The 21,143-nt window shown below is 35.0% G+C and carries 17 protein-coding genes; 4 read left to right on the top strand and 13 right to left on the bottom strand.

What is annotated here, in order from left to right:
- Positions 1-52 precede the first annotated feature (52 nt).
- The 7 genes from GUB10_RS06565 to GUB10_RS06535 form a co-directional block, all read right to left on the bottom strand.
- Positions 53-2,308 (bottom strand): lipopolysaccharide assembly protein LapB, encoded by a 2,256-nt coding sequence (locus GUB10_RS06565; RefSeq protein ID WP_193710643.1) that lies wholly within the window; start codon positions 2,306-2,308, stop codon positions 53-55.
- Positions 2,305-2,964: a DUF1266 domain-containing protein gene (locus GUB10_RS06560; protein ID WP_193710642.1), complete on the bottom strand. Its 660-nt coding sequence runs from the start codon at positions 2,962-2,964 to the stop codon at positions 2,305-2,307. Before GUB10_RS06560 ends, GUB10_RS06565 begins: the two co-directional genes overlap by 4 nt.
- Before the next feature lie 4 nt (positions 2,965-2,968).
- The gene (locus GUB10_RS06555) at positions 2,969-5,455 is read right to left on the bottom strand and encodes a hypothetical protein (RefSeq protein WP_193710641.1); all 2,487 of its coding nucleotides are present in this window, start codon (positions 5,453-5,455) and stop codon (positions 2,969-2,971) included.
- Positions 5,456-5,510: 55 nt separating this feature from the next.
- Entirely contained in the window at positions 5,511-6,557 is a 1,047-nt protein-coding gene (locus GUB10_RS06550; protein ID WP_227740332.1) for an SMI1/KNR4 family protein, read from the bottom strand.
- A 103-nt stretch (positions 6,558-6,660) separates the two neighbouring features.
- Entirely contained in the window at positions 6,661-7,797 is a 1,137-nt protein-coding gene (locus GUB10_RS06545) for an adenylosuccinate synthetase (RefSeq protein WP_193710640.1), read from the bottom strand.
- A complete protein-coding gene (locus tag GUB10_RS06540) occupies positions 7,798-8,655 on the bottom strand; it encodes a hypothetical protein (protein WP_193710639.1) in 858 nt (285 codons plus the stop codon).
- A 2-nt stretch (positions 8,656-8,657) separates the two neighbouring features.
- On the bottom strand, positions 8,658-9,008 hold the full coding sequence (locus tag GUB10_RS06535) for a hypothetical protein (protein ID WP_193710638.1): 351 nt from the start codon (positions 9,006-9,008) through the stop codon (positions 8,658-8,660).
- Between the two features lie 191 nt (positions 9,009-9,199).
- Between GUB10_RS06535 and GUB10_RS06530 the strand changes: the two genes are divergently transcribed.
- The 3 genes from GUB10_RS06530 to GUB10_RS06520 are packed head-to-tail and all read left to right on the top strand — an operon-like array spanning position 9,200 to position 11,373.
- Complete coding sequence (locus GUB10_RS06530) at positions 9,200-9,643, top strand: SMI1/KNR4 family protein (RefSeq protein WP_193710637.1); 444 nt, start codon at positions 9,200-9,202, stop codon at positions 9,641-9,643.
- A gap of 59 nt (positions 9,644-9,702) precedes the next feature.
- On the top strand, positions 9,703-10,608 hold the full coding sequence (locus GUB10_RS06525) for a hypothetical protein (RefSeq protein ID WP_193710636.1): 906 nt from the start codon (positions 9,703-9,705) through the stop codon (positions 10,606-10,608).
- Between the two features lie 24 nt (positions 10,609-10,632).
- A complete protein-coding gene (locus GUB10_RS06520; RefSeq protein WP_193710635.1) occupies positions 10,633-11,373 on the top strand; it encodes a DUF1963 domain-containing protein in 741 nt (246 codons plus the stop codon).
- Positions 11,374-11,654: 281 nt separating this feature from the next.
- Here the strand turns inward: GUB10_RS06520 and GUB10_RS06515 are convergent, their stop codons facing one another.
- From GUB10_RS06515 to GUB10_RS06505, 3 genes are read right to left on the bottom strand one after another with little or no spacing between them, the layout of a single operon-like run.
- Positions 11,655-12,734 carry an alkaline phosphatase family protein gene (locus GUB10_RS06515; RefSeq protein WP_193710634.1) on the bottom strand — a complete coding sequence of 360 codons (1,080 nt, stop codon included), beginning with the start codon at positions 12,732-12,734 and terminating at the stop codon, positions 11,655-11,657.
- 5 nt (positions 12,735-12,739) lie between these two features.
- Positions 12,740-14,218 carry a SusD/RagB family nutrient-binding outer membrane lipoprotein gene (locus GUB10_RS06510; protein ID WP_227740331.1) on the bottom strand — a complete coding sequence of 493 codons (1,479 nt, stop codon included), beginning with the start codon at positions 14,216-14,218 and terminating at the stop codon, positions 12,740-12,742.
- On the bottom strand, positions 14,219-17,371 hold the full coding sequence (locus GUB10_RS06505) for a SusC/RagA family TonB-linked outer membrane protein (protein ID WP_193710633.1): 3,153 nt from the start codon (positions 17,369-17,371) through the stop codon (positions 14,219-14,221).
- A gap of 549 nt (positions 17,372-17,920) precedes the next feature.
- On the opposite strand from GUB10_RS06505, the gene GUB10_RS06500 reads away from it, so the two are divergent.
- Entirely contained in the window at positions 17,921-18,412 is a 492-nt protein-coding gene (locus GUB10_RS06500) for a hypothetical protein (RefSeq protein ID WP_193710632.1), read from the top strand.
- A gap of 340 nt (positions 18,413-18,752) precedes the next feature.
- On the opposite strand, the gene GUB10_RS06495 is transcribed toward GUB10_RS06500, so the two are convergent.
- From GUB10_RS06495 to GUB10_RS15945, 3 genes are all read right to left on the bottom strand, one after another.
- On the bottom strand, positions 18,753-20,132 hold the full coding sequence (locus GUB10_RS06495; protein WP_193710631.1) for an RHS repeat domain-containing protein: 1,380 nt from the start codon (positions 20,130-20,132) through the stop codon (positions 18,753-18,755).
- 197 nt (positions 20,133-20,329) lie between these two features.
- Positions 20,330-20,872: a GNAT family N-acetyltransferase gene (locus GUB10_RS06490; RefSeq protein WP_193710630.1), complete on the bottom strand. Its 543-nt coding sequence runs from the start codon at positions 20,870-20,872 to the stop codon at positions 20,330-20,332.
- 88 nt (positions 20,873-20,960) lie between these two features.
- A partial coding sequence (locus GUB10_RS15945; protein ID WP_227740330.1) for a hypothetical protein occupies positions 20,961-21,143 on the bottom strand: 183 nt, incomplete at its 5' end.

Below are 21,143 nucleotides of genomic sequence, written 5' to 3'. Positions count from 1 at the left end.
TTTTGATTTTGGGGCAGGCCTTGAAACATTAAATCTCGATTATCGAGTAAAACTAACATCTTTCAGCGAAATAATTGGTTCTTATTTTTGTTTTAATTTGGATTAACTCTTCACTTTCGGCTTTACTCATATCTGTACCCAATTGAAACAAGCTTTCTAATAAATTATGCCTTACAAAAATATCTTGTTTGTCTTTCTCGTTTGTTATTTCCTGATGTTCCTTTAATAAATTTATAGACGGATTATCCTTGCTTAAAAGCATCGCATTATATTTGGTGAACCCGTGAATATCACCTAACTCCTTTGCACATTCTTTTAAGCTTCTTAGCATAACATGATTGTCGTCTTTTGGAAATTGAAAAAAAGAATGATCTGGATAACCTTGTAACACCTGCTTAAACGCATGTAATGCCGATTTATATTGTTTTTCTTCTCTCAATAAATTAGCATAATCAAAGTCTATTTTCCATTCTTGAGATTCTGGGAGCTCTTTTTTTATAGTTTCGCAAAGCCTTATACTTTTAGAATTATGAAAAGCTTCTTTTGAACAGGTTAAGGCCAGTTTAAGATAGTAGGCTTTATTGGTTGCCAGGCCGGCGGCAAGCTCTAATGATGCTGTTGCTGCATCATGATTTCCCATAATCCAGTGTAATAATCCATTATTCCTGTAATCGATAAATGTGGTAGGCTCTTCAATTAAATCGTTTTCAGTAACATCGTTTAAATCATCTGGCTTTTCAATTAAAAAATAATAAAAACACAACCACTGGAGCACTGGATACAACTCTGGTGATAATTGTTCCTGCTCGTAATTATAGATTGCGAATTTGTAACATTCTTCATAATCGCCCATTTCAAAAATGGTTTCTACACACATATTCATGGTACTACAATAATCACTATCCCCTATTTTATAGTAATTAATTTCTTCATGCATATCTTCTAGAAATGCCTTATAGTTATGGTTCCGTTTATGTATAAGCATTCGTAAATTATAAAACCAGGGAGCATAAGAATGCGCTGGTAAGGGAAAGTCTTGCAGGGCTTCATTTATAACTTCAAGCGCGGCATCAAACTCTTGCAACATCACTAAAGCCCGGGCTTTAAAAAACATGGTTTTAAGCGTTGGCGATTTTCTTTTATGAAACTGGGTTACAATGTCTAAAATACCCTGCCAACTCTGTATCCTATTATTTACTTCTAATAAATAAAACAAGTATTCGCTCATAGCGAGTCCGTTTCTATAGGCTTCGTGATACGCTGCTGCGGTCTGGTTATAATTTTCTTCTAAATAGAACGATTTGGCTTTTAAAACTAATAACAAAGGATTTTTAGGATTTAGCGCTAGCCCCTGCTCAATACAAATATTAAGGACCTTTCTATCTCCGGTATGAAAATAGGCTGAATTCCCCACTAATAAATAATGATGCTGCGCCAGTTGCCAACCCGAATTGGAAACAGCCTTCATATATTCTTTATATTCCTTAAAAGAGGTAAACTCGTCTGTAGGAAATTCTGGTTTAGATGGTGCTCTTAAAATTTGGGAAACCATATCATACATCATAAATGCCCTGGCATAATCTGCCAATAAATAACGAACTCTATCAGATAATTCCAGCAATTTCCATTCTGTCTTCCAGTATTCCAATATCTCTACAGATCTCTTTTCCCATAAAGCAATTTGTATGTAGATTAAGCTTTTGCTTGCTTCATCTAAACGCTCGTCTAGTTCCAGGCCTTTTAATACTTCTAAATTATGTGTGGCAGATGCTAAGTCCAGTAATTCATAACAGTCTGCTTCTTCAGTTGAACAACATAATTCTTCTAAATAGGCTGTTTCAATCTCCCACAGTAAAAGTCTTGCCTCGGTAGTGGCAGGATAACATTCTAATATATACTTAAGAATGCCTATTGCTTCTAAGAATCTTTTTTCATTTTGTAGCTTTAATGCATAGTGTAAATGCAAAGTTTCGTTATAAGGGTATTGCATTAATGCTTTTTCGTAAACAGCATCGGGACATTGGTGGTAGCAACTGCAAATCACTTCATAATCTGACGCCTGTATTTCATTTATAGCTTCCAGAGCCTCTAAGTACGATTGCATAACAGGCATATTTATTTCTTCAAAAGCAGCAATATATAACATTACAAGCCGGTAATATCGCGCATATTCTGTAGCACTATCCAATGCTTCAAAATTCTCCTGAACTGCAGAAATATGAGGTGTTAAATGCTTATAGAGATTGGCATTACAAAGCTGTTCTGCACGCTCAATATGCTGTATAACTTCTTCTTTTCTTAAACTCATTTTTTCCATTCTTTAAACCAATTGGCATGTTGTATATGTAGACGCTGGTAATGCTCCCACAGTGTTTTTGTTCCGGGAAATTTACTGATATCCTGCTCTGTAGATCCCAACACATATTCATCGCCAATACATACGTTACGATGAAATTCTCCCCAACTGGAAAAAAGTGTTTTCAAACGAGTATTTGCATCCTCCAACCGAAGCATAATTTCTTCTATAGTGATAAACCCAAGAACACCTCCCAACCGCATTAAAAAAATGTAATAAGCCATTTCATAACCAATAAGTTTATGCTCCTTTAAACTGAAACGGTATTTCCAGACTATTTTATAGGTACTTTTAATCCCGGGATGATCTAAAGCATCGTATTTTACTTTAAAAGTATCTGTTGTGTCACTACGGAATTCTGTCGCCAATTTTTCAAAAGCCATAGATGCCATTTCCCCATTTTCATAACGTTGTAAGCTATTGCGTAAGTGCAAACCAGATTTAATGCCATAAAGGTTTAAAAGTCTTTTAGCTTGCTTTACATGCATCTCGTCATTCAGGTTAAAACCAAACCAACTTGTTAAATCGGCACTATTATAATTCTTCTTTAAAATCAAAGCAGATAAGTTTAGCTGGTCTTGTATTTCGGGACTTATTTCTTGTATCATTCTTCTATGCGTTTAAATCTTCCATAACCTGCAATAAAGCAGTTTTTAAGTGTTCTGGATATGCTCCAGAATTTGCCATGGTTTTTAAACCAAGGGCATAAGAGCCTGCCATTTTAGACCCCTTTACCAGCTCTACAAATAAACTTCTACAAAGATTACCATAGGTCTCCAATATTGTTCCCGGCGCCAGGTCTTTATCGAGCAAAGCCATATAAAGTGCCTGATTAAATCGAGCTTCTAAACCTGTATCATCTTGTTTATACCAGGTTTTTAATTCTGATACTCTTTCATCTAATACGGCAAGAAGTTGTGTATCACATGAACCCGTAGTTTTATAGTTTTCTAAATTATTAAGCACTGTCTCTACATAATTTTTATCTATATTAACTTCGTTAATCGTATTTTCTACAGGTTTTGATTGCTCTACAACTACCTTGGATTCTATTATTGGTTCTTGCTTAAAATGAAAATCATAAAATTCAATAATCGCATTCAATAAATCTGTATTAGTACTGAAGCCAAAAACTTTATTCTTACTATAATCAGAAAGGTATTTTACGGTGGGCTTAGCCAGTTTATCTTCATTTAGCTCCTGAAGAAAATCAGAAAGATAGGTTTCAATTTGTGTCGCAATAAGGCTTAAGACGTCATCGGTATTATTACTGCTTTTACACTTTTTATGAAAATGAAGTAGCCGGGAAACTGTACGGTCTAAAAAGAAAGACATATCATCTTGAACAGTATTAAAATAATTGGCCGAGCGTATACCTTGCGTTTGTAACATTTCACCAACCCATACAGCTTCTGTTGTAGCGCTGTAATAATAGTCACCCAAAAAATTATACCACGCTTGAATAAGTTTTAAGCTTAGCGAATGCTTTTCGTTAAGATATTGTTCTTTTGCAAAATCGTTACAAAGCTTAGTAACACTACTATCTATACTTTTTAAAGCCCAAATTTCATTAACTCTAGTATAATTAGCGGGAGTACCCCACAAACATGCTAATATATTTACAATTAAGGCTAAGCCTTCTTTCCTGATGTTCTCTGATGCATTTCTTGAAGAGTAAGCCAGGTCTAACAAGTAGGTGTGCAAAACCTGCCGACTTTCTTCACTGTATAAATCTAACAATGAAATACGTGCATCATAATATGAAAGAACTATAAATTGATTTAGAGGGTCTTTTAATCCAGTGCTTTTAAAACTTTCCAACCATGGACCTATATTGTTTAAATTTTTAAATACCTCCTTTATTACATATTCGCCGGTTACTTGAAAGGCTTCATTTTTAAGACGCATTACCGGCAATTTGCCATTTTTAAATTCAGAAAGAAAGCCTGAAAACAAGTTATTGTAAAATTCAACCTGACTTGAATTCCCTGATTTCGAGTGGCATTTTTCAAACCAAAATGCAATAGAATCAACGGGAAGCGCAGCAATGTTATTATCGCTTAAAATATGTTTGCCATACTCCTGAAATGCTTCTGAATTAAAATTACCTCCACCATTGGCAGATAGCCAATCTATAAGCCGTAAATAACAGGCGTCTACCTGTACTTGCGGAATAGCTTTATCGCGATTGTTAAAGAGAAGCACATCACCGGCATCCCACTTTTTAGCTCCCAATGCTGTAATTAAGGGATAGACACCTTCTGCTGTTTTTATATTAAGTAGTTCGAGACTTTCTGCTTCACCAAATATTAAGCGTTCTTTTATGGCACTATGTGCAGCAAAAGCTAACTCTAAATTATCTGCATAGAATTTAGCCAAATCGGTACTAAACCAAGCTAACAAAACATGATATGCGCCGGGGGCATATACGCGTCCAACAGGTAATATTTGATGTATTATTGTAATTAATTGGTACCAATCCCCTTCATAAAAATGCTCAATAAAATCATGGTTAATTTTAAATGGAAATGAGGTTATTTCCTTTGTTGGAGAAACAACTGTATAGCTTCCGCATAAAATAGTATGTTTAAGGCAATTTTGAATTAGAAAATCAGAACTCAAATAATCTCTTATATCAAATACGTTTTGAATTAGAAAACGAGCTACAGGAAGTGAAGCTTCAGATTCACTTTGAACCAAAGCTTTTAAGACCTTAAAAATTTGATTTTTATAAGTATCGGCTATTGCTTGAGATTGAAAATACCCCAGGCTAAACTTTAGAAACTCAACTAATTTTTCTGCACTTTTTTTATCGGGAAAACAGCCCTGTTCTAAAATTGGAAGCCAGGAGGCTATAAATTCCAAACCTTCTTTTTCATCTGCATAAAAAGTAGGGTGATAGTAGATTTGCTCTGTAAGTCTTTGGCTAAAATTACTAGTTATATTTTGCGCATTGCCAGTAATTTTTGCAGCTTTATAAGCTTCAGTATCTGTTGCATTCATCAATTCCAAAATATGAATTAGCGATAGTGCTTCAGAAGCTTCTAAAGAGGCTGTATTTAAATTTGGTACTATTTTCGTTTTAAAAATCGTAGACATAAGTCGGGGGGAATCTTCAATTATTTTCTAATCTGTGCTATGGGTGGTTTGTAGATTAAGGTTTATAAAACCACTCTTCATCTCGAATTTCACCTTCATCACCCATTAGGCTTTTTAGAAAAGTAGCTAAATCATCGGCCTGGATATAACCAATTTCCTGGTCGGCACCATAGCGTATTATTTGACCGGGAGTCCCTTTTGTATTGGGGGCAAAATCAAAAGCTAAAAAATTACCATTCTGTAAATCAAAAAACGGAATCCAGTATGGAGTAGTGTACATTAGCAAAGCTTTGCCCTGGTTTGTACTGTAAGTATCCAGCAATTCTTCCTGCGTCCAATCATCATAGACTGTTTTCCAATCCTTCCATTCTTTTAAAATTTTTTCAGCTCCCATAATGGCCGCATTTTCAACTCCATTATGCAAGCTCAAATAGTCTTTTATCATGGCAGGAAAAGGGAAACCTGCTTCTTGCTCAAATTCTGCATAAATGGCCTCGTTGTTTTTTGGAGGAATAACTCTTAATTCCTTTTCAGCTATCAAAGCTTCAAAGATTTGTTTAACTTCTTCAAAATCAATTTTGGCATCTAATTGAATAAAATCTGCCAGGAAATCGGCTTTCTCTTTTGCCAGTTTTTCGGCTATAAATTCATTAGGAATAAAATCAGCTATAAATGCACCGGTATCTTTATAAAAATATCCTTCTTTGAAATTTGAGGCTGGCTGACTACTGTACAGGTTTTTCCCGAACGAATATATCTCAGATTTCAACTTTTTAGTGTCTTTTCTATCGCGCTCTATGCTGCTAAACCATGAATAAAAATGGCTTGTATTTTCTATTTCGGCGGTTAAGATAAACTTACCTTCCAAAAAAGCAATAGCATAGAATTTTGTACTGGTTATATTATCCGGACTTATAAACAACAATTTAAAAACCTTCTTCCCCGATATTTTTTCAACCGCTTCTAAAAGCGCATCTTTAAAAATAAAGCCGTTATTGTAATGGTCTGGATCTTCAAGCAGTGGCAGCGTGTTTACCTGGATAGATTTGAAATTAAAATCATCCCATTTCATTTCGTGTAAATCTTCTGTATAGCTTATCATATTTATCTTTTTAGTTCATTTTACAGCATACTAAGATACCCGGGAATTATAGGAGGTTTATCACTGAATGGGGTGATTTTAAAAATTACAGAAGGCCCTCTTTTTATTTAGCAGAAATTTCCCTAACAAATGTTCTACCGGGACCGTAACTTCCATAAACGGTTTTAAAATTTTGGGTAAGTTTTCCCGTTAAATCTTCAGCACAAAATTCCGGAAGCTGGTCAAGGCAGGTAATCATCAAGTTTTTACTAATATTCATATCCTGATGATAAATTTCGTCGCAACTTAAAGCATAATTAAGCAAAGAAATATCTAAAGCCCTCGTACGAAACTCACCCTGAAACTCATTGGTCTCATTCGCTTCCTGCTCATTATTCTGTAAGGAAACCTTTTTTGTTTCAGCCATTGGACCATTACCGTGCCGGGTTTGATAACAACGAGTCACGTAATAAACATCCAGGTTTAAAACCTCTTTTAATTGTGCCTTTATAAGCTGAATAGCATTTTTGGAAGTGGTATTGCTCCAGGTAGTATGTGGATGAAAACCGTGCTGGGTATCTAGCAAAACCCCCTGGCTACCTTCAAAAATAAAGTGTCCGTAACTATCGGCCAACTTATTTAGGGGAATTATTTCATAAAAATGACTTATCGCTAAACAACTTTCAACATAATAATTTTCATTATAGGTTTTAAGCTCATTCCTATAATACTCCTGCACACTTTTAGGCTGACTAAGCAATTTTTGCTCGTAATAGGTTTTTATGCTATTTAAACGTTGTTTTATTACCCAGGAGAACTGCAAATCGTTTGCGAAAAAATAGACATCCTCTTTGTTTCTGGCTATAGTGGTTCCAAAACCCAATCCACAAGAACCGTGATGCTGCTGCTTTTCAACAGCCCTATTAAAAGCAATATCATAGATACTGGTTAGCATTGCCAGCGGATGAAACTTTAATTTTGGATGATATTTTTTTAAAAACCCCCCTTCCTGAAGAATTGCCGGAGGAAACAAAGTGGTATGTTCTGAATAATAGGTAGGAACGCCCAACAAGGTACCTGAACCAAAATTACTAAAGGTATGTGTAAAAGCACCGGTACTTACCGTATGCCCTATTTGGTGCCCACCGGAAAAACGAACAACCAGACTTTCTTTAGGTTGTTGGGATGCCAGAAAATCTGTAGTTAAACCTTTTCCGGCATCACCAAACCCTAAATCTATTACAATGCTACATTTTGGCATTTATAACATATTTTCAACTTCGGTATCAGTACTACCTGACTTAGTATTCCCCGAGGTAGGCTTATGATGTTGTATCACAACTTCGGCAATTCGTTTTGCGACTTTTTTATAGTCTGGAATTTCAATAAAATTCTCTCCCAGCAATTCCTTCCAGTTTCCTTTACGGCCCGGTTTTTTAGACCAATCATTATGCTCTAAATGCATATGAAAAACATGGTATTTCTCCTGCGCCTCTTTAATAATAGCTTCGGTAGTAGGGCTTTCAGCTTCATTAGTACAGGTGTATTTTCTTATAATTTCTCCGGGAATAGTAGGAAAAACAGGCTCGTCTCCTATTGTAAACAAAAAGCCCTTTTGTTTTCGTTTTTCCCAACAATCAATTTCGGTATGCCTTGCAGCAAACAAATGTGCCAAATTATAACCTTCCTGATTATTTCCGCCTCCACCACCTTCAAGGTAGACACGGGTTAACCAACGATCTAATAATTCTGCTGAAGACTCAAACTGCCCCACTTGCAAAGGTGCGGTGTCATATACAAAATCTCCTAATCCCATAAATAATACCTGCGGATGTTCTATGCCTGCTTCCATTAAAGAACCTATAAGGTCTGGCAAAGCCTCTTTAACAATATGCTCTGGCACAAAACCCATGCTTCCCGTAACATCCAGTCCCACAATTATTGAAACAGATTCAGGATGCTCTGCTGAATCCCTGGATTCCCGTAAAAGTGCCTTAGCAGGATCCATTTCAGGATCTATAGCTCTTGCCGTAAATATTTCTTCCCGTGATTTATTACTATATCCTTTTGAGTCTCTTAAGCGTGAATACGCCTCGTGACTAAATCTTCCTCCTCCCATAATTATAGTTCTTCTATTTTACTCCCGAATAAATACGCATAGCGCTTTTTGGCCAATTCTAATTTTATTTCCAGATTTCTTATTTTAACTGCCATTTCCAGGTCTTTAGAGACATAGTTTTTTGCATCAAAATCTGAAGCCAGCACCAAACTATTGGCGTCGGTAGGGCTCATATCTAACATATTCTCCTGTTCGCGTTTTAGACGCTTTAAAGACAAGGCCAGATCTTCTGTTTCTCGTTTGTACATAAGATGCGCATCTTCTGCAATAGCATTGGCCCGGTCGTCTCTTATCTTCTCATTATTGCGCTTTAATGAGTCTAAAAAAGCTGCATTTTTGGTGTTATCTTCCATAAAATTTTGTTTATCACAAAATTAACCTGAGAAATAATGTCATTAATCCCCGAAAAGGGTGATTTTTAATCTTACTTCATAAAAATAAACCTCATCCCTTCTAGAACACAATATCCCTGAAAACAGTTAGCGACCTCTAAAAAGAAGCTTTCACCTTTGTAATTGTATAATCATAAGCAAAACTATTACTCATGAAACTTGAAACGAATACTACTTTCAACCGCGAATTGCCGGTTACATACCTTAAATTCCTAAATGAAAACCCTGATGGATGCCAGATAAAAAATAACGGCCGTTGGGATAAACGCACCTGGAATATGTTTGGGAAAGCAGCGCTTTTAGAAAGATGGGAAATGAAAGGAGTTGGTGAGGCTGCCAATTATGAATGCTTAAAATTATATACACACATTCAGGAGGAAGTTGGAGAAATAGCTTATGCGCCTTCACTAAGGTTTGGTAGGGTAAAATTAGAACGTGTGGCCAAAGGATTTGTAATAGGAACCGAAAATGGAGATTATTTATATCTGGATCCTGATTGTAGTTTTTCAGTTTGGGCGTATTATCATGATGGTGGGGAAGTAACAAAAATTTCAGGCTCTTTTGCCGATTTCTATAAAACCAGAAAACCTTTATAATCTATCGGTACCGCCAAAGGGTATAATACCTAAAGTAATTAACTCTCTAAAACCTATCTATGACAACAATACAATTATCTTCAAATAATTTTGAAATCAATTCGGTTCCTATTGCATTCCCTTTGTTGCTAGCCACTTTGGAAAAATCTCTAAATACGAACTATAGCGTACATCAATTAAAACACAATACCGTATTCACCTGGGATGAATTAGGAATTTTGGCCTATTCAAAAAATGGAAAACTTATAGATTCCATAACAATTGTACTGGAAGCTGAAGATTATAATTTTAGCCCAAATAAGATTTTCTCCGGAACTTTTTATTTCGAAAATAAGGAGATTACCAAGTATTATAAAGAGCATGTAGATGCGCGTGTAAAGCTTTTTAAAGGAGATTCTTCAGGAGCTTTAGTATTAAATAACCTAAGCGCCTGGTTTTCTATAGAGAAAGACCAGGTTAAAGCCATAGAAGTTAGCACTTATGTCCCCTACAAACGTGGGGAAGGCATTCCCAAAGATAAGTACCTAATTAAATCACTCGAGGAAGAAACAATCAATTTTACTGATTTTGGATTCAAATTATCGGTGGTAGAAGAGTTAATGTACACTAAAAATTTACTAAAACCTGTATTTGATTTATATGAATTTGCAGATTGGTATCAAAAACGGGAGATTGATATAGACAAAGAAGCTTACGAGCCCATTGAAGAAGTAGTACAGTATTTTAAAGATTTACCAATCCCTAAACGCCTTGCTGCCGAAATTACAGAAATCTATCAGGATGGCGGAAATGATATCTATATGAATTTAGCTCCATTTTCCGGCGGAGCCGTAGAATATTGGGATATCGAATCTAGCGCAGACGCCAAACACTTCCCAAACCTAAAAAAAGCAACATTATGTTATGCTAAAGACCAGGTTTACGATGATTTTATAGAAATGGGGATTGATGCAGAGTGGTTGTAACAGTAGGCAAATAATAAATACACTATGGATATTGAGAGATTAGAGGAAATTATTAAAGAAGGAAAATACGATTTACATAAAAAAGAGGACTACTTAAAATCTATTATGCTTCCAGCCATACAAATTACACAAGCAAATGTCTTTGATCAAAAAGGCTTAAGTAAATATGGAGGTGATCCCGATGTACCCAAAAACTTTAAATGGCCCAAACATCAATATGATGACTATAGGTTTATAGCACAATTTAACCTAAGTGAAATACCCACAGCAAACACGCTACTTCCCAAAAAAGGAATGCTAAGTATATTTATAGCATATGATGACGAAAATAATATGTCCTGGACAGATAAGGATTATGCAAAAGTCTTTTTATTTGATATCGATGAAAACTTAGAACCATACAACAATCCTAATTTTCCTGATAAATACTTTTTAGATGTTGTATTTAAACCAGAAGTTGACATTCCGTTTAAACCTGAATTATATAAGGAAAAAGGCTTAAACAAAAGACAATTAGCTTACGTATGCGATAAAGTTTCAGATCAAACAGACAAAAGATATCAAAGCTATTTACTTGGCTATCCCTTTTATAATGTTTTAAATGAAGATCCTAGAGAAAGCGATGATTGGATATCGCTATTAACCTTACGCTCAAATTCTGGCTTTGGGCTGAATTGGAACAATCGGGGTTTCCTAATGCTATTTATTGAAAAAAGTAGACTGGAAAAATGTGACTTCTCTAATGTAAAATCCAATGCCGGTTAATGAAAAATGCTTCTTAGGTTTACTAAATTCTTGTGTTTAAACCATTAAAAATTTAGATCTAAAACCTCGGTATAACAGCACTATAAACTAATTTCTGGAGTAAAGGTAAATCACCTACAGGTCCCGCAACATTAAATCTCTATTATCCAGTAAACTACCTCGGGGTATTACAGCCTTTAGCGGTGCCAATAAATAAGCCCCGGAAACACTAATGCTTCGGGGCTTTTATTTTTTAATATTATACGTTTTATTTTCCTGTAAACATCTAATAAAATAATTACTTATTTCTTTATTGGCAGGGCAGGAAAATCGTTTTTTAAATCCAGGTTTAGAAATTCAGCAATAGTAGTGGTAAATTGAGGCACAAAATATTGCGCATCTTTTTTCACTTCACCTAAAGCCTGAATTTTGTTGCCAAAAGCCACTATCCAGGTTTGATCTGCCACATGAATTGAACTTCCGTGATGTCTCCAGTCGTTATCTTTAGTTACGCCTGTACCCCTACCGTGATCTGTGGTGATAAAAACAGTTGTTTGGTCTTTATAATAAGGATCTTTGGAAATAAAGTCCCAAATTTCCTTAATCATTTCATCTGTTCTTTTTGCAGACTTTAAATATTGATCATAACGCCCCTCGTGCGCAAAATCGTCTGTTTCTCCATAAGCGATATACAAAACATCGGGCTTTCGCGATTGTAAGCTTTCTAAAGCATAATTATGGGTAAATACATCAAACCTTACACTTTCCCATCTTTTTGGAGTTTGTTTTTGCAAATGGTCCAGATAAAGTTCTTTTTCTGTTGGGTTTGCCGCATGAGAAGATCTATAGCCTGCATTTACAGGAACTCCACTTCGTTTTTCATTAAGGATGTAAGGAAATACATCCCAACTACCAAAAGCCTCTACCTTATCTTTATAGGTATTTGAAGCCTGAGCTTTTTCTAATAAAGTCACATTTGGGTTATGATGTTTGCTGTTAGAATTTATGCGCTCATCGTCGGCTCTTCCTGTTAGGATTTCATTATAACCGGGATATGAAAATAACATCGTATTGGTAAGATTTACCTTATTTTCTTCCCATCTATTCCCAAGCAATACGCCGTTCTCTACAATATGACTCCAGAAGAAAGGCATTAGTTTCTTTCGCCTTTTTTCTTTAGTAGGCCCCCAAAATTGCTCGTTTAGTGCTTCTGTATTAGAAACAAATTCTTTATTATTTATAAACAGGGAATCGGCTCCGCCATATAATTCCTGCCATCTTAAGCCGTCCAGGCTAATAATAATTACTTTTTCATTTTGCTGTGCTTGTAGGAAGCAAGTCCATAAACAAACAGCTACTAGTACTACATAGTTTTTTTTCATAGTTTTTAATTTAACCACCAGGGTGTTTCTCTAATTCCATCATTCCCATTAAACTGAGAATTAATGGCTTCTTCAAGGTTACGGGTATTGTTATTATACTCATCATTTGGGTATACAAATCGCTTAGGAGGCGTGTTAGCATTTGTAAATTTAAAGTAGGGATGGCCTGTTCTTAGATAGTCGTAATATTGCGTCCACCCACCTTGCAAAAAGCTTGTAAGATACTTTTGAGTAAGGATTCTTTCTAATAAAACTTCCTTATCGGCCACAGGTAATTTTACATTTTCCTGCGATAAATATTGATTTACATAAGCTTCAGATAAGTACATATTATATTCTTCTGCATGATTTCGATAAAATTCAAAATTTGCCCGAACAGCGTTTTCATAATGTTGCGATGCATCTGAATTGATCCATTCCCTAACAGTTGCTTCAGCCAATATATACTCTATTTCCCAATAGCTTAATATATTATGCGGCTCGGTAGTAGGGTTTGTATAATACCTGGCGTTCACTTTCGAAATATTTCCATCGGCAACTAGCGTTTCACTAATTAGTGAATAATTTGCAGTTGGATCGCCCCCATTATAAGATTCAAAATCTTCAATTGGTTTTGCTTCAGAAGTTGCACTGGAAGTTTGTTCTGCTATAATAAACAAACGATTATCCTTTAATTCTTTTAAAAGATCTACAAAAGTAGCAGACATAAACATACTTGAAGCATAGCTACTGGAATTAAACTCGGTGTACCTGCTATCCTGCTGATCAACAAATACCAACTGGGCGTTCTCATCTAGAGAATTAATAAGGTTTCCTCGTTGGTATACCTCGTTAAATTTTTCACTTATATTTATTCCTTCCACTTGTTCTTTACCCGACAAAGTCATTAAAACTTTTAATTGAAATGAGTTAATTAGCTTTAACCAATTAGTAGGGTTTCCATTATAAATTATATCACCATCAATAGTTTCGTTGTTGTTTATTAAGCCGGCAGCTTCATCTAATTCATTAATAATGCCAGCAAAAACCCTTTCCTGTGAATCGTATCCCGGCTGGTAATTGCCTGTTTCTCCCGCCAAAGCTTCGCTATAAGGTATATCTCCAAAACTTAAGCTAAGTTTATAAAAATAATAGGCTCTAAAAAATTTACCAATTGCCACATAATTAGAATTTTCAATTCGTTGCGCCTCTTCAATCATTTTGGTTATCTGCCTTAACTCATTGTAAGGAGCAAAACTTCCATTTCCCCATTTATAAAACTGGTAATTATTCTCCTCACCCGTTTGTATAATCATTCTTGATGCATATAAAGCTCGGGTACCTTCCACCTGGAAAGCATTAGATGCGATCTCTGTAAGTAGAAGTTGCGGATGCGTTTCATTTACATAGTTCGGGTTATCATTTATTTCATCTAAATTATGGCAGGCATTAAATAACAAGGCCATAACCAAGATACTAAGATACTTTTTTATGTTTTTCATCATTTAGAATTTTAAGTTTAAACCAATTCCCAGGTAACGTGAAGACGGATCTTGAATATTATTGCTATCCTGGGTTTTAAAATCGGGGTCTGTGTAATAGTCTCCTTTGGTAAGTACAAAAAGGTTATAAGCATTAAAACTTACACTGGCATCTTTTATACTTTTACTTCCCAGCATTTCTGTAAGATTATAACTAAGGGATACACTACGTAATTTCAAGTAAGACCTATCAAACACATTCGCAAAAGTTTCACTTTCTTCCTCAGTTACCCTGGCACGATATGGGTAGTTTTGAGACCAGGTTTGCCAACTTATTGGGGTAGTATGTTCTTCAAATACACGGGTATCAGACACTACTTCTCCATTCACATTGCGCACTAACTCGCCACTTACAACATTAACTCCATCTGGCACATAGATAGGTTCACCGGCAGCATATTCTTCATCCCTGTATTCTACAGATTTTGGATGTTTTCCACCCCACCACATTTTTTCAACTACCTGAGAGCGCAGTACTCCACCCCAAACGCCATCCAGGGCTACATTTAAATGCCAATTTTTATATTGAAAATTATTGACCAAACCAAATGACCAATCGGGATCAAAATGCCCTAAATAAGATACATACGTATCTCTTGTTGGTAAACCGGTTTCGGCATTAAGTATCACCTCTCCATTGGGAGATTTTTTCCATTCGGTTTCGTAATAACTATCTACCCGATCATTAAGCGATAGGTTCCCAAATTTTTCTGAATCTCCTGTAATATTGGTTAAACGTGTTACCTGTTTTGACCAGTTCACTAATCCAGACCATTTAAAGTTTTCTTTCCTAATTGGTTTAAAACTTAAAGATAGCTCCAAACCATTGGTGGTATATTCATTTCCGTTCATTTTACGGGAAGTGAATCCGGAAGCTAAGGAAATGGGCTTATTGATAATTTGATCGGTATCTACCGTGTTGTAATAAGTTGCATCTAAAGCCAGACGATTGTTAAACAATGCCGTATTAAGCCCAACTTCAAAAGATGTAGAAGTTTCAGGAGCAATATTAGGATTTACAATTTCTGACGGATAATAAAGCTTTTGAATATTGCCAAAACTCCCTGAATTATTATAGTAGGACGATAATTTATAAGGCTCTAAATCGCTAGACACCCTTGCCCAGGAGCCAAATAGCTTCATGTAATTAACCTGAGACGGCAAATCCAAAATATTGCTTAAAAGTACGCTACTGGATACAGATGGATAAAAATAAGACCTGTTTTCCTTTGGTAACGTAGAAGACCAGTCGTTTCTCGCAGCCATTGTTAAGAAATAAGTATCCTGAAAATCCAGTTCGAGTGTTCCATAAACACTATTGATGGCCTTTTGTTCAAAGTAATTTTCGGCCCTCACGGGTCCTGTAGAATTCCCCATATTATAAACTCCTGGCACTGTAAGCCCATCTGTGGCGGCAAATTCATTTCTATGGCTTCTGTAAAAAGTTGAAGCTCCGGCATATACTGCCAGCCCTAGCTCGTCACTAAGCTTATCATTATAGGTCGCTAAAAAGTCGTAATCAATATTCAAACGGTTTTTATTCCAGGTCTGGTAAGAACCTTCTCTGGGCGCACTGTAGTTAAAGTAAGATTTAGGACTTTCCAGATCTTCAAAAGTTTGTTTTAAAACACCCGAACCTCTTAGTTGGAATTGAAATTTCTCTCCAAGCTTATAAGACAATTGAAGCTGCCCATTAAGTAAGTTTGAATCGTATCCCTTTTGGTAATTTTCTGCACCAAACCATGGGTTATTGTACCAGGCATAATTCCAATTAGCCTGTCTGTAACCTTCTTTTGTCGGTACCCAATGATGATCTCTTAAATCTTTTCCATTTACATCTTCTCCCATCCAGATTAGAAGTGTATACATATGCCCACTGGGGTTATACCCATAATTAGGGGAGTTTGGAGAGTATACTTTGTTATAAGACAACTTACTACTTAAGCTTAAGTTATCATTAAAGTTGGTAAGGGACTTAAAACTCAAGCCTCCCTGGGAAAGGCTGGAATTTGGGACACGATCTTTATTATGAGAAAAATTACCATTTAACCTGTAAAATCCATTTTTGTTTCTATGTCCTATGTTAAAGTTTGTATTTGAAATAACACCGGTTCCCAAAAACTCATCAAGATTATCGTGTCTCACCCAGGGCAGGGGTTTTCTGGAGTATTTAGAGCGATCATCATATTGAGTGCCGGTTACACTACCCCACCACGCAATTTCTTCTCCTGTTTCATTATTAATTATAGGGCTATTCCATTGGGGTATTAATAAATCTTCATCAAACTTAGGTCCCCAAATCATATCACCATCAGCTATACCGCCATCGGCGCCATCCCAGAATTCGTATTTTCCATTGGAACCATTTCCATATTCATGCTGTGTTTCAGGAAAAACGGCATATCCGGCAGTAAGCATAACATTTTGAGATACTTCAACCGTCAAGCCTTCTTCGGTAGCATTTTTAGTATTTATGAGAATAGCACCATTTCTTCCCCTGGAGCCATATAAAGCCGAAGCCGTAGTACCTTTTAAAACATTGATTGCACCAATATTATCTGGTGAAATATCAAAAAAATCACTACTTACCGGTATCCCATCAATTACAATTAGTGGCTTTTTCCCTCGCAGCAAGAAACTTGGGGCCTGAAACATCCCGGGTGGATTACTAACCTGTAAACCGGCAACTTTCCCCGAAAAGAGATTGCCAACATTAGCAATGGGTATGTTTTTTAAATCATCTGTTGCTATTTCCTGAGTTGCATAGCCTATTTTTTTCTCTGCTTTAGTAATACCAAGTGCAGTAACCACTACCTGGTCTAAAGATTCGGTATTTGGCTCAAGACTTATAAGTAAGTTGGTCTTATTGTCTATAGTTACTTTTTGAGTTAAAAAACCCAGATAGGAAATGCTTAAAACATCTCCGGTACTGGCCATTAACTCAAATTGGCCATCAAAATTGGTAACTGCTCCTACGCTACCAGAATTAATGCTAATGCTTACCCCGGGCAAGGGAATTCCTTCGGGATCGGTAATTACACCGGTAATTTCTTTTTGCTGGGCCTGTATTTGCCAAGACAGGCCAAAAATCAATAAGAATAAATAATAATGTTTCATTCGATAGTTGGTTAAAAATTCAGCGCAAAGCTACAATTCGACCCAACCGTCATTATCAAATGAATTTTAGAAAATATTTAAGTAATCTTTAAGACTATTAAGCACCTAAAAAAGGATAAAAAACTGATTTAAAGAATTTTAACAAATATGATATGTATGTTCGTTTTAACAAAACTTAACTTATAAAACATCTTAGGGTAATATGTATTACATAACTATTTCTTAGCCTATTTTTCTTTAGATATAACTTATTTAAATATAAACCAGGTCTTTACATTTTCGGAACACTCACAATCGAATTAAAAAATGAGAATGTCTAAGATTTTTCAAATAAAAAGTAATTACCTCATAGCAAGCCAACGTTTAAGAACAAGTAGCGGGATTAAAGACGTGCATTTGTCTCCCCCTCCTTTTGTTTCCTAATCTTTTAAATTACACTTTTTTGACAAAACCCGCTATTTGCTATAACCAATGTTGTAAACAGTTTTATTAATGTACTTGTGATTATGGAACGATATTTGTTAAAATTTTATATATATTTAATTAATTATGAGAAATATATTACTCACCTTGGTCGCTTTATTTAGCATCTTTTTTCTTTCAACTTCTTTCAAAACTATCTCCGATAATTATTTTAAAATCGGAGATAAGGTATGGAATCTTCAATCTGTGGAATTAGCTAATGAATCTTATGATACAAAATCAAAGTTTGAACTTGATTTAATAAGTGGAACAAATAAGCTTTCTGATGCTGAAACTTTTATATATCTTTCTTTAACCAGCTCAACTACTTATAATCTTTCTAATGGTATTTATGAAATTAGCAATACTTCTTTATCTGAAAGAGACCCTTATAAGTTTAACGGATCGGTATTTATAAATAATAAAGAAGTCCAAATTATCGGAGGAACTTTCTCCGTTGAGGGTCTTAAGAATTCAATTTTTGTTAATATGAATTTTAAATTGGCTAATGGTGATGTTTTAACCGGAAGTTATACTGGAGCTTTTTCTTCTTTAAATAGAAGTAAAAGTTATGAATAATTTTATTTATTGTATTGAGATCATTGAACTCAGGAATTTTAGATAAAATTGTTACAACGTGTTTTTAAATGGAAAGTTTTTTGTTTGAGACTAGCCCGGGAGTCCCGATAATTATTGGGATAAACCTCAATTATCGAGAAATCATTGCAAATCAAATGATTACTACGGAAGGTTTTTCAGGAAAAGCTGCCCCGTATCTAAAATAGTCCAAAGCATTTTAAATCAACCACCTACTATCATCTAGGTTACATTTCTTGGAATAAGGATTTTACACCAGGAACTCTATAAATACTTTAAAAGAAATTGTCTTATCCTGAATGCAACAATATATACGTGCCAATTACTCAAAATAAACTATTTCACGCTCTTTAATCACTTGTTGAAAGAGCTCATTATTTATTGAAGAAAGAAATTTGAGTTCAAATTTTATCCAGTTACCCTTGTGGTCATAATCACGGGTTTTTATCTCTATGGTTTCTTCTAAAGGTTTTTCAACTATATGTTTGCTTACATTATTATTAGCATTGTAAACATAAGACTCTTTTAAACTTATGCTTTCATCAGCCTTATAAACAACACGTTCTATCATATTTGAAACAGAATCAAATTTTCTGGTAACTTTTGCTATTAAATCTCCATTAGCATCAACAGATTTATAATATATTTCATTAGCATTTTCATCATATTCCATATAGTTATTAACGCTGGCTTTTTTAGAATCGTGTACGTTTTCCTGTATTAAATTTTGGTTGGAATCGTAAGTGAGTTCATAAGTTATTTCACGTGCTAATTCACCATTATATTTCTTCCTTTTTTTGGAAATTAGACTTCCATTAGCATCATACTGGTATGAGGAAATAGCCGAAATTTCCTCATCTAAATAATAAGCGTTAATCTGTTCCTTAAGATGGCCATTTTCATTAAATGACGACGAGCTTTTAGGCATGTAGCGCAAATACGTCTCTTTAACTATTCTATCGTTTTCATCATAATCATACTCCCAAATAAGTTCTAATCTTTCGGCAGACCCTACATATTTTTTAAACTTTTTAAGGTTATTGTCCGCATCATATTTCCAGGTCTTTTTATATCCAAAAACTTCTGAAAAAGGATATTTTACACTAATTTCTACTAATTTCGACCCCTTGTAAACCTCGTACTGTATATGATCAATTTCTTTATTTTCTTTGTACACAGTTATAGTTTGGTTGCCGTTATCCTGAATGTCAAGTCTATTTTGAAGGTATAGCCCTTCATTTGGAAGATTTTCTATATTGGCTTCATGGGCTTCCCATTCTTCCTTGGTTTGAAAGGTAGGGGTCATATAGGTACTCTTACCAGTTCTTTTGCCTTCACTGGAATAGTTATAAGTTATTTTCTTTTCCAGTCTATTTTCAAAATATTGTTTCTGTTCTAAAATTTTCCCTTCAGCGTTATAGACACTCTTATGCGAGTATTTAGGCCCTTCAAAAAGCACTTGCTTCCCATACCGGTTAAAAGTATACTTTGATGTTTTTATTTTTGCTTCTTCATCGGGATATTTCGTAGTTGAAGTTTCATTTACAGCTTTCACATTTCCTATTAAATTCAGCTTTTCCCAATCAGTATTCTCTTTATTAATCACCGGTTTTGTTTTTTTAACTGTAGCACAAGCACTTATTAAAGAGATTCCTACCATTAATAAGAGACCAATTCTAAATAGTTTAACTGCTTTTTTCATTTCTATGGATATAGTGCTTTCTGCAAAACTATAATTTTTATTTTGCCTGACTAATTCTTTGAATGAAGTGTAACATGAAGTGCGGGAACTAAAATATTTTAACTCCTAAAACAGGGTATTCTTTACATAAAGATAAGAGACTAAGAACGGGTTTAATCAGGAGAGCATTTATGTTGGGGAATAATACCAAAAAAAGCTTAGTTATTATAATGATTGTATTTTTTCCATTCTGCTTTTAATACCGAGTATATATCGACATCTATTTTCTCTCCATTTTTAATTTCACACTCTCTCATTGTTCCTTCATAAGTAAAATAGATTTTTTCTAATGCATTCTTACATTTAGCATTGTCACTCACTACATATCCTTCGATTCTATTTAAGTTTAATTTTAAAAACCCCTGCTCAAAGAGCTTAGGCATAACTTCTTTCAATATTCCCTTTCCCCAAAACTCTTTCAATAACCATAATCCAATTTCTGCTTTTTTATGTTGTTTTTCCAGACTGTTAAAACCTGCAGCTCCACAAAATTTATTATTCTGTTTATCATAGATTCCCCACCAAACCCCTGTTCCTTCTATTTTTAAGTTTCTATACCATTCCATTTGCTTTTCTGTTTCCTTTAAAGTGGCAAAATGGACATCGTAATATTTTGTGATTTCAGGGTCTGACAATCCTTTATAAATATTATTTACGTCAAAATCCTGTATCTCCTTCAAAGTATAATTTTCAGTTTCCATTATTTCAAGTTGCTTTATGTAAATGTATTAGAATGACAGCCTGTCCCAAGCTACCAGGTTAGTTGCGAAAAATACTGGTTACCTGCCTTTAAATCAAAAATATGCCGCCATAAAAGGTTTTAGAAAACCATAAAAAAAGGTGGAAGTTTAAAAATATCGGATCAATCTCAAAAGTTGGGTCTAGAGTGAAAAATAGTTTTCTTTGTAGATAAATATTATCCAGTGAATAAAGAGACTGACCTATCCCTGCTAAGCTTAATCCTTCCTGAAG

The sequence above is a fragment of the Salegentibacter sp. BLCTC genome (assembly GCF_015143665.1).
GTDB lineage: Bacteria > Bacteroidota > Bacteroidia > Flavobacteriales > Flavobacteriaceae > Salegentibacter > Salegentibacter maritimus.
This window is presented reverse-complemented; position numbering and strand designations above follow the sequence as displayed.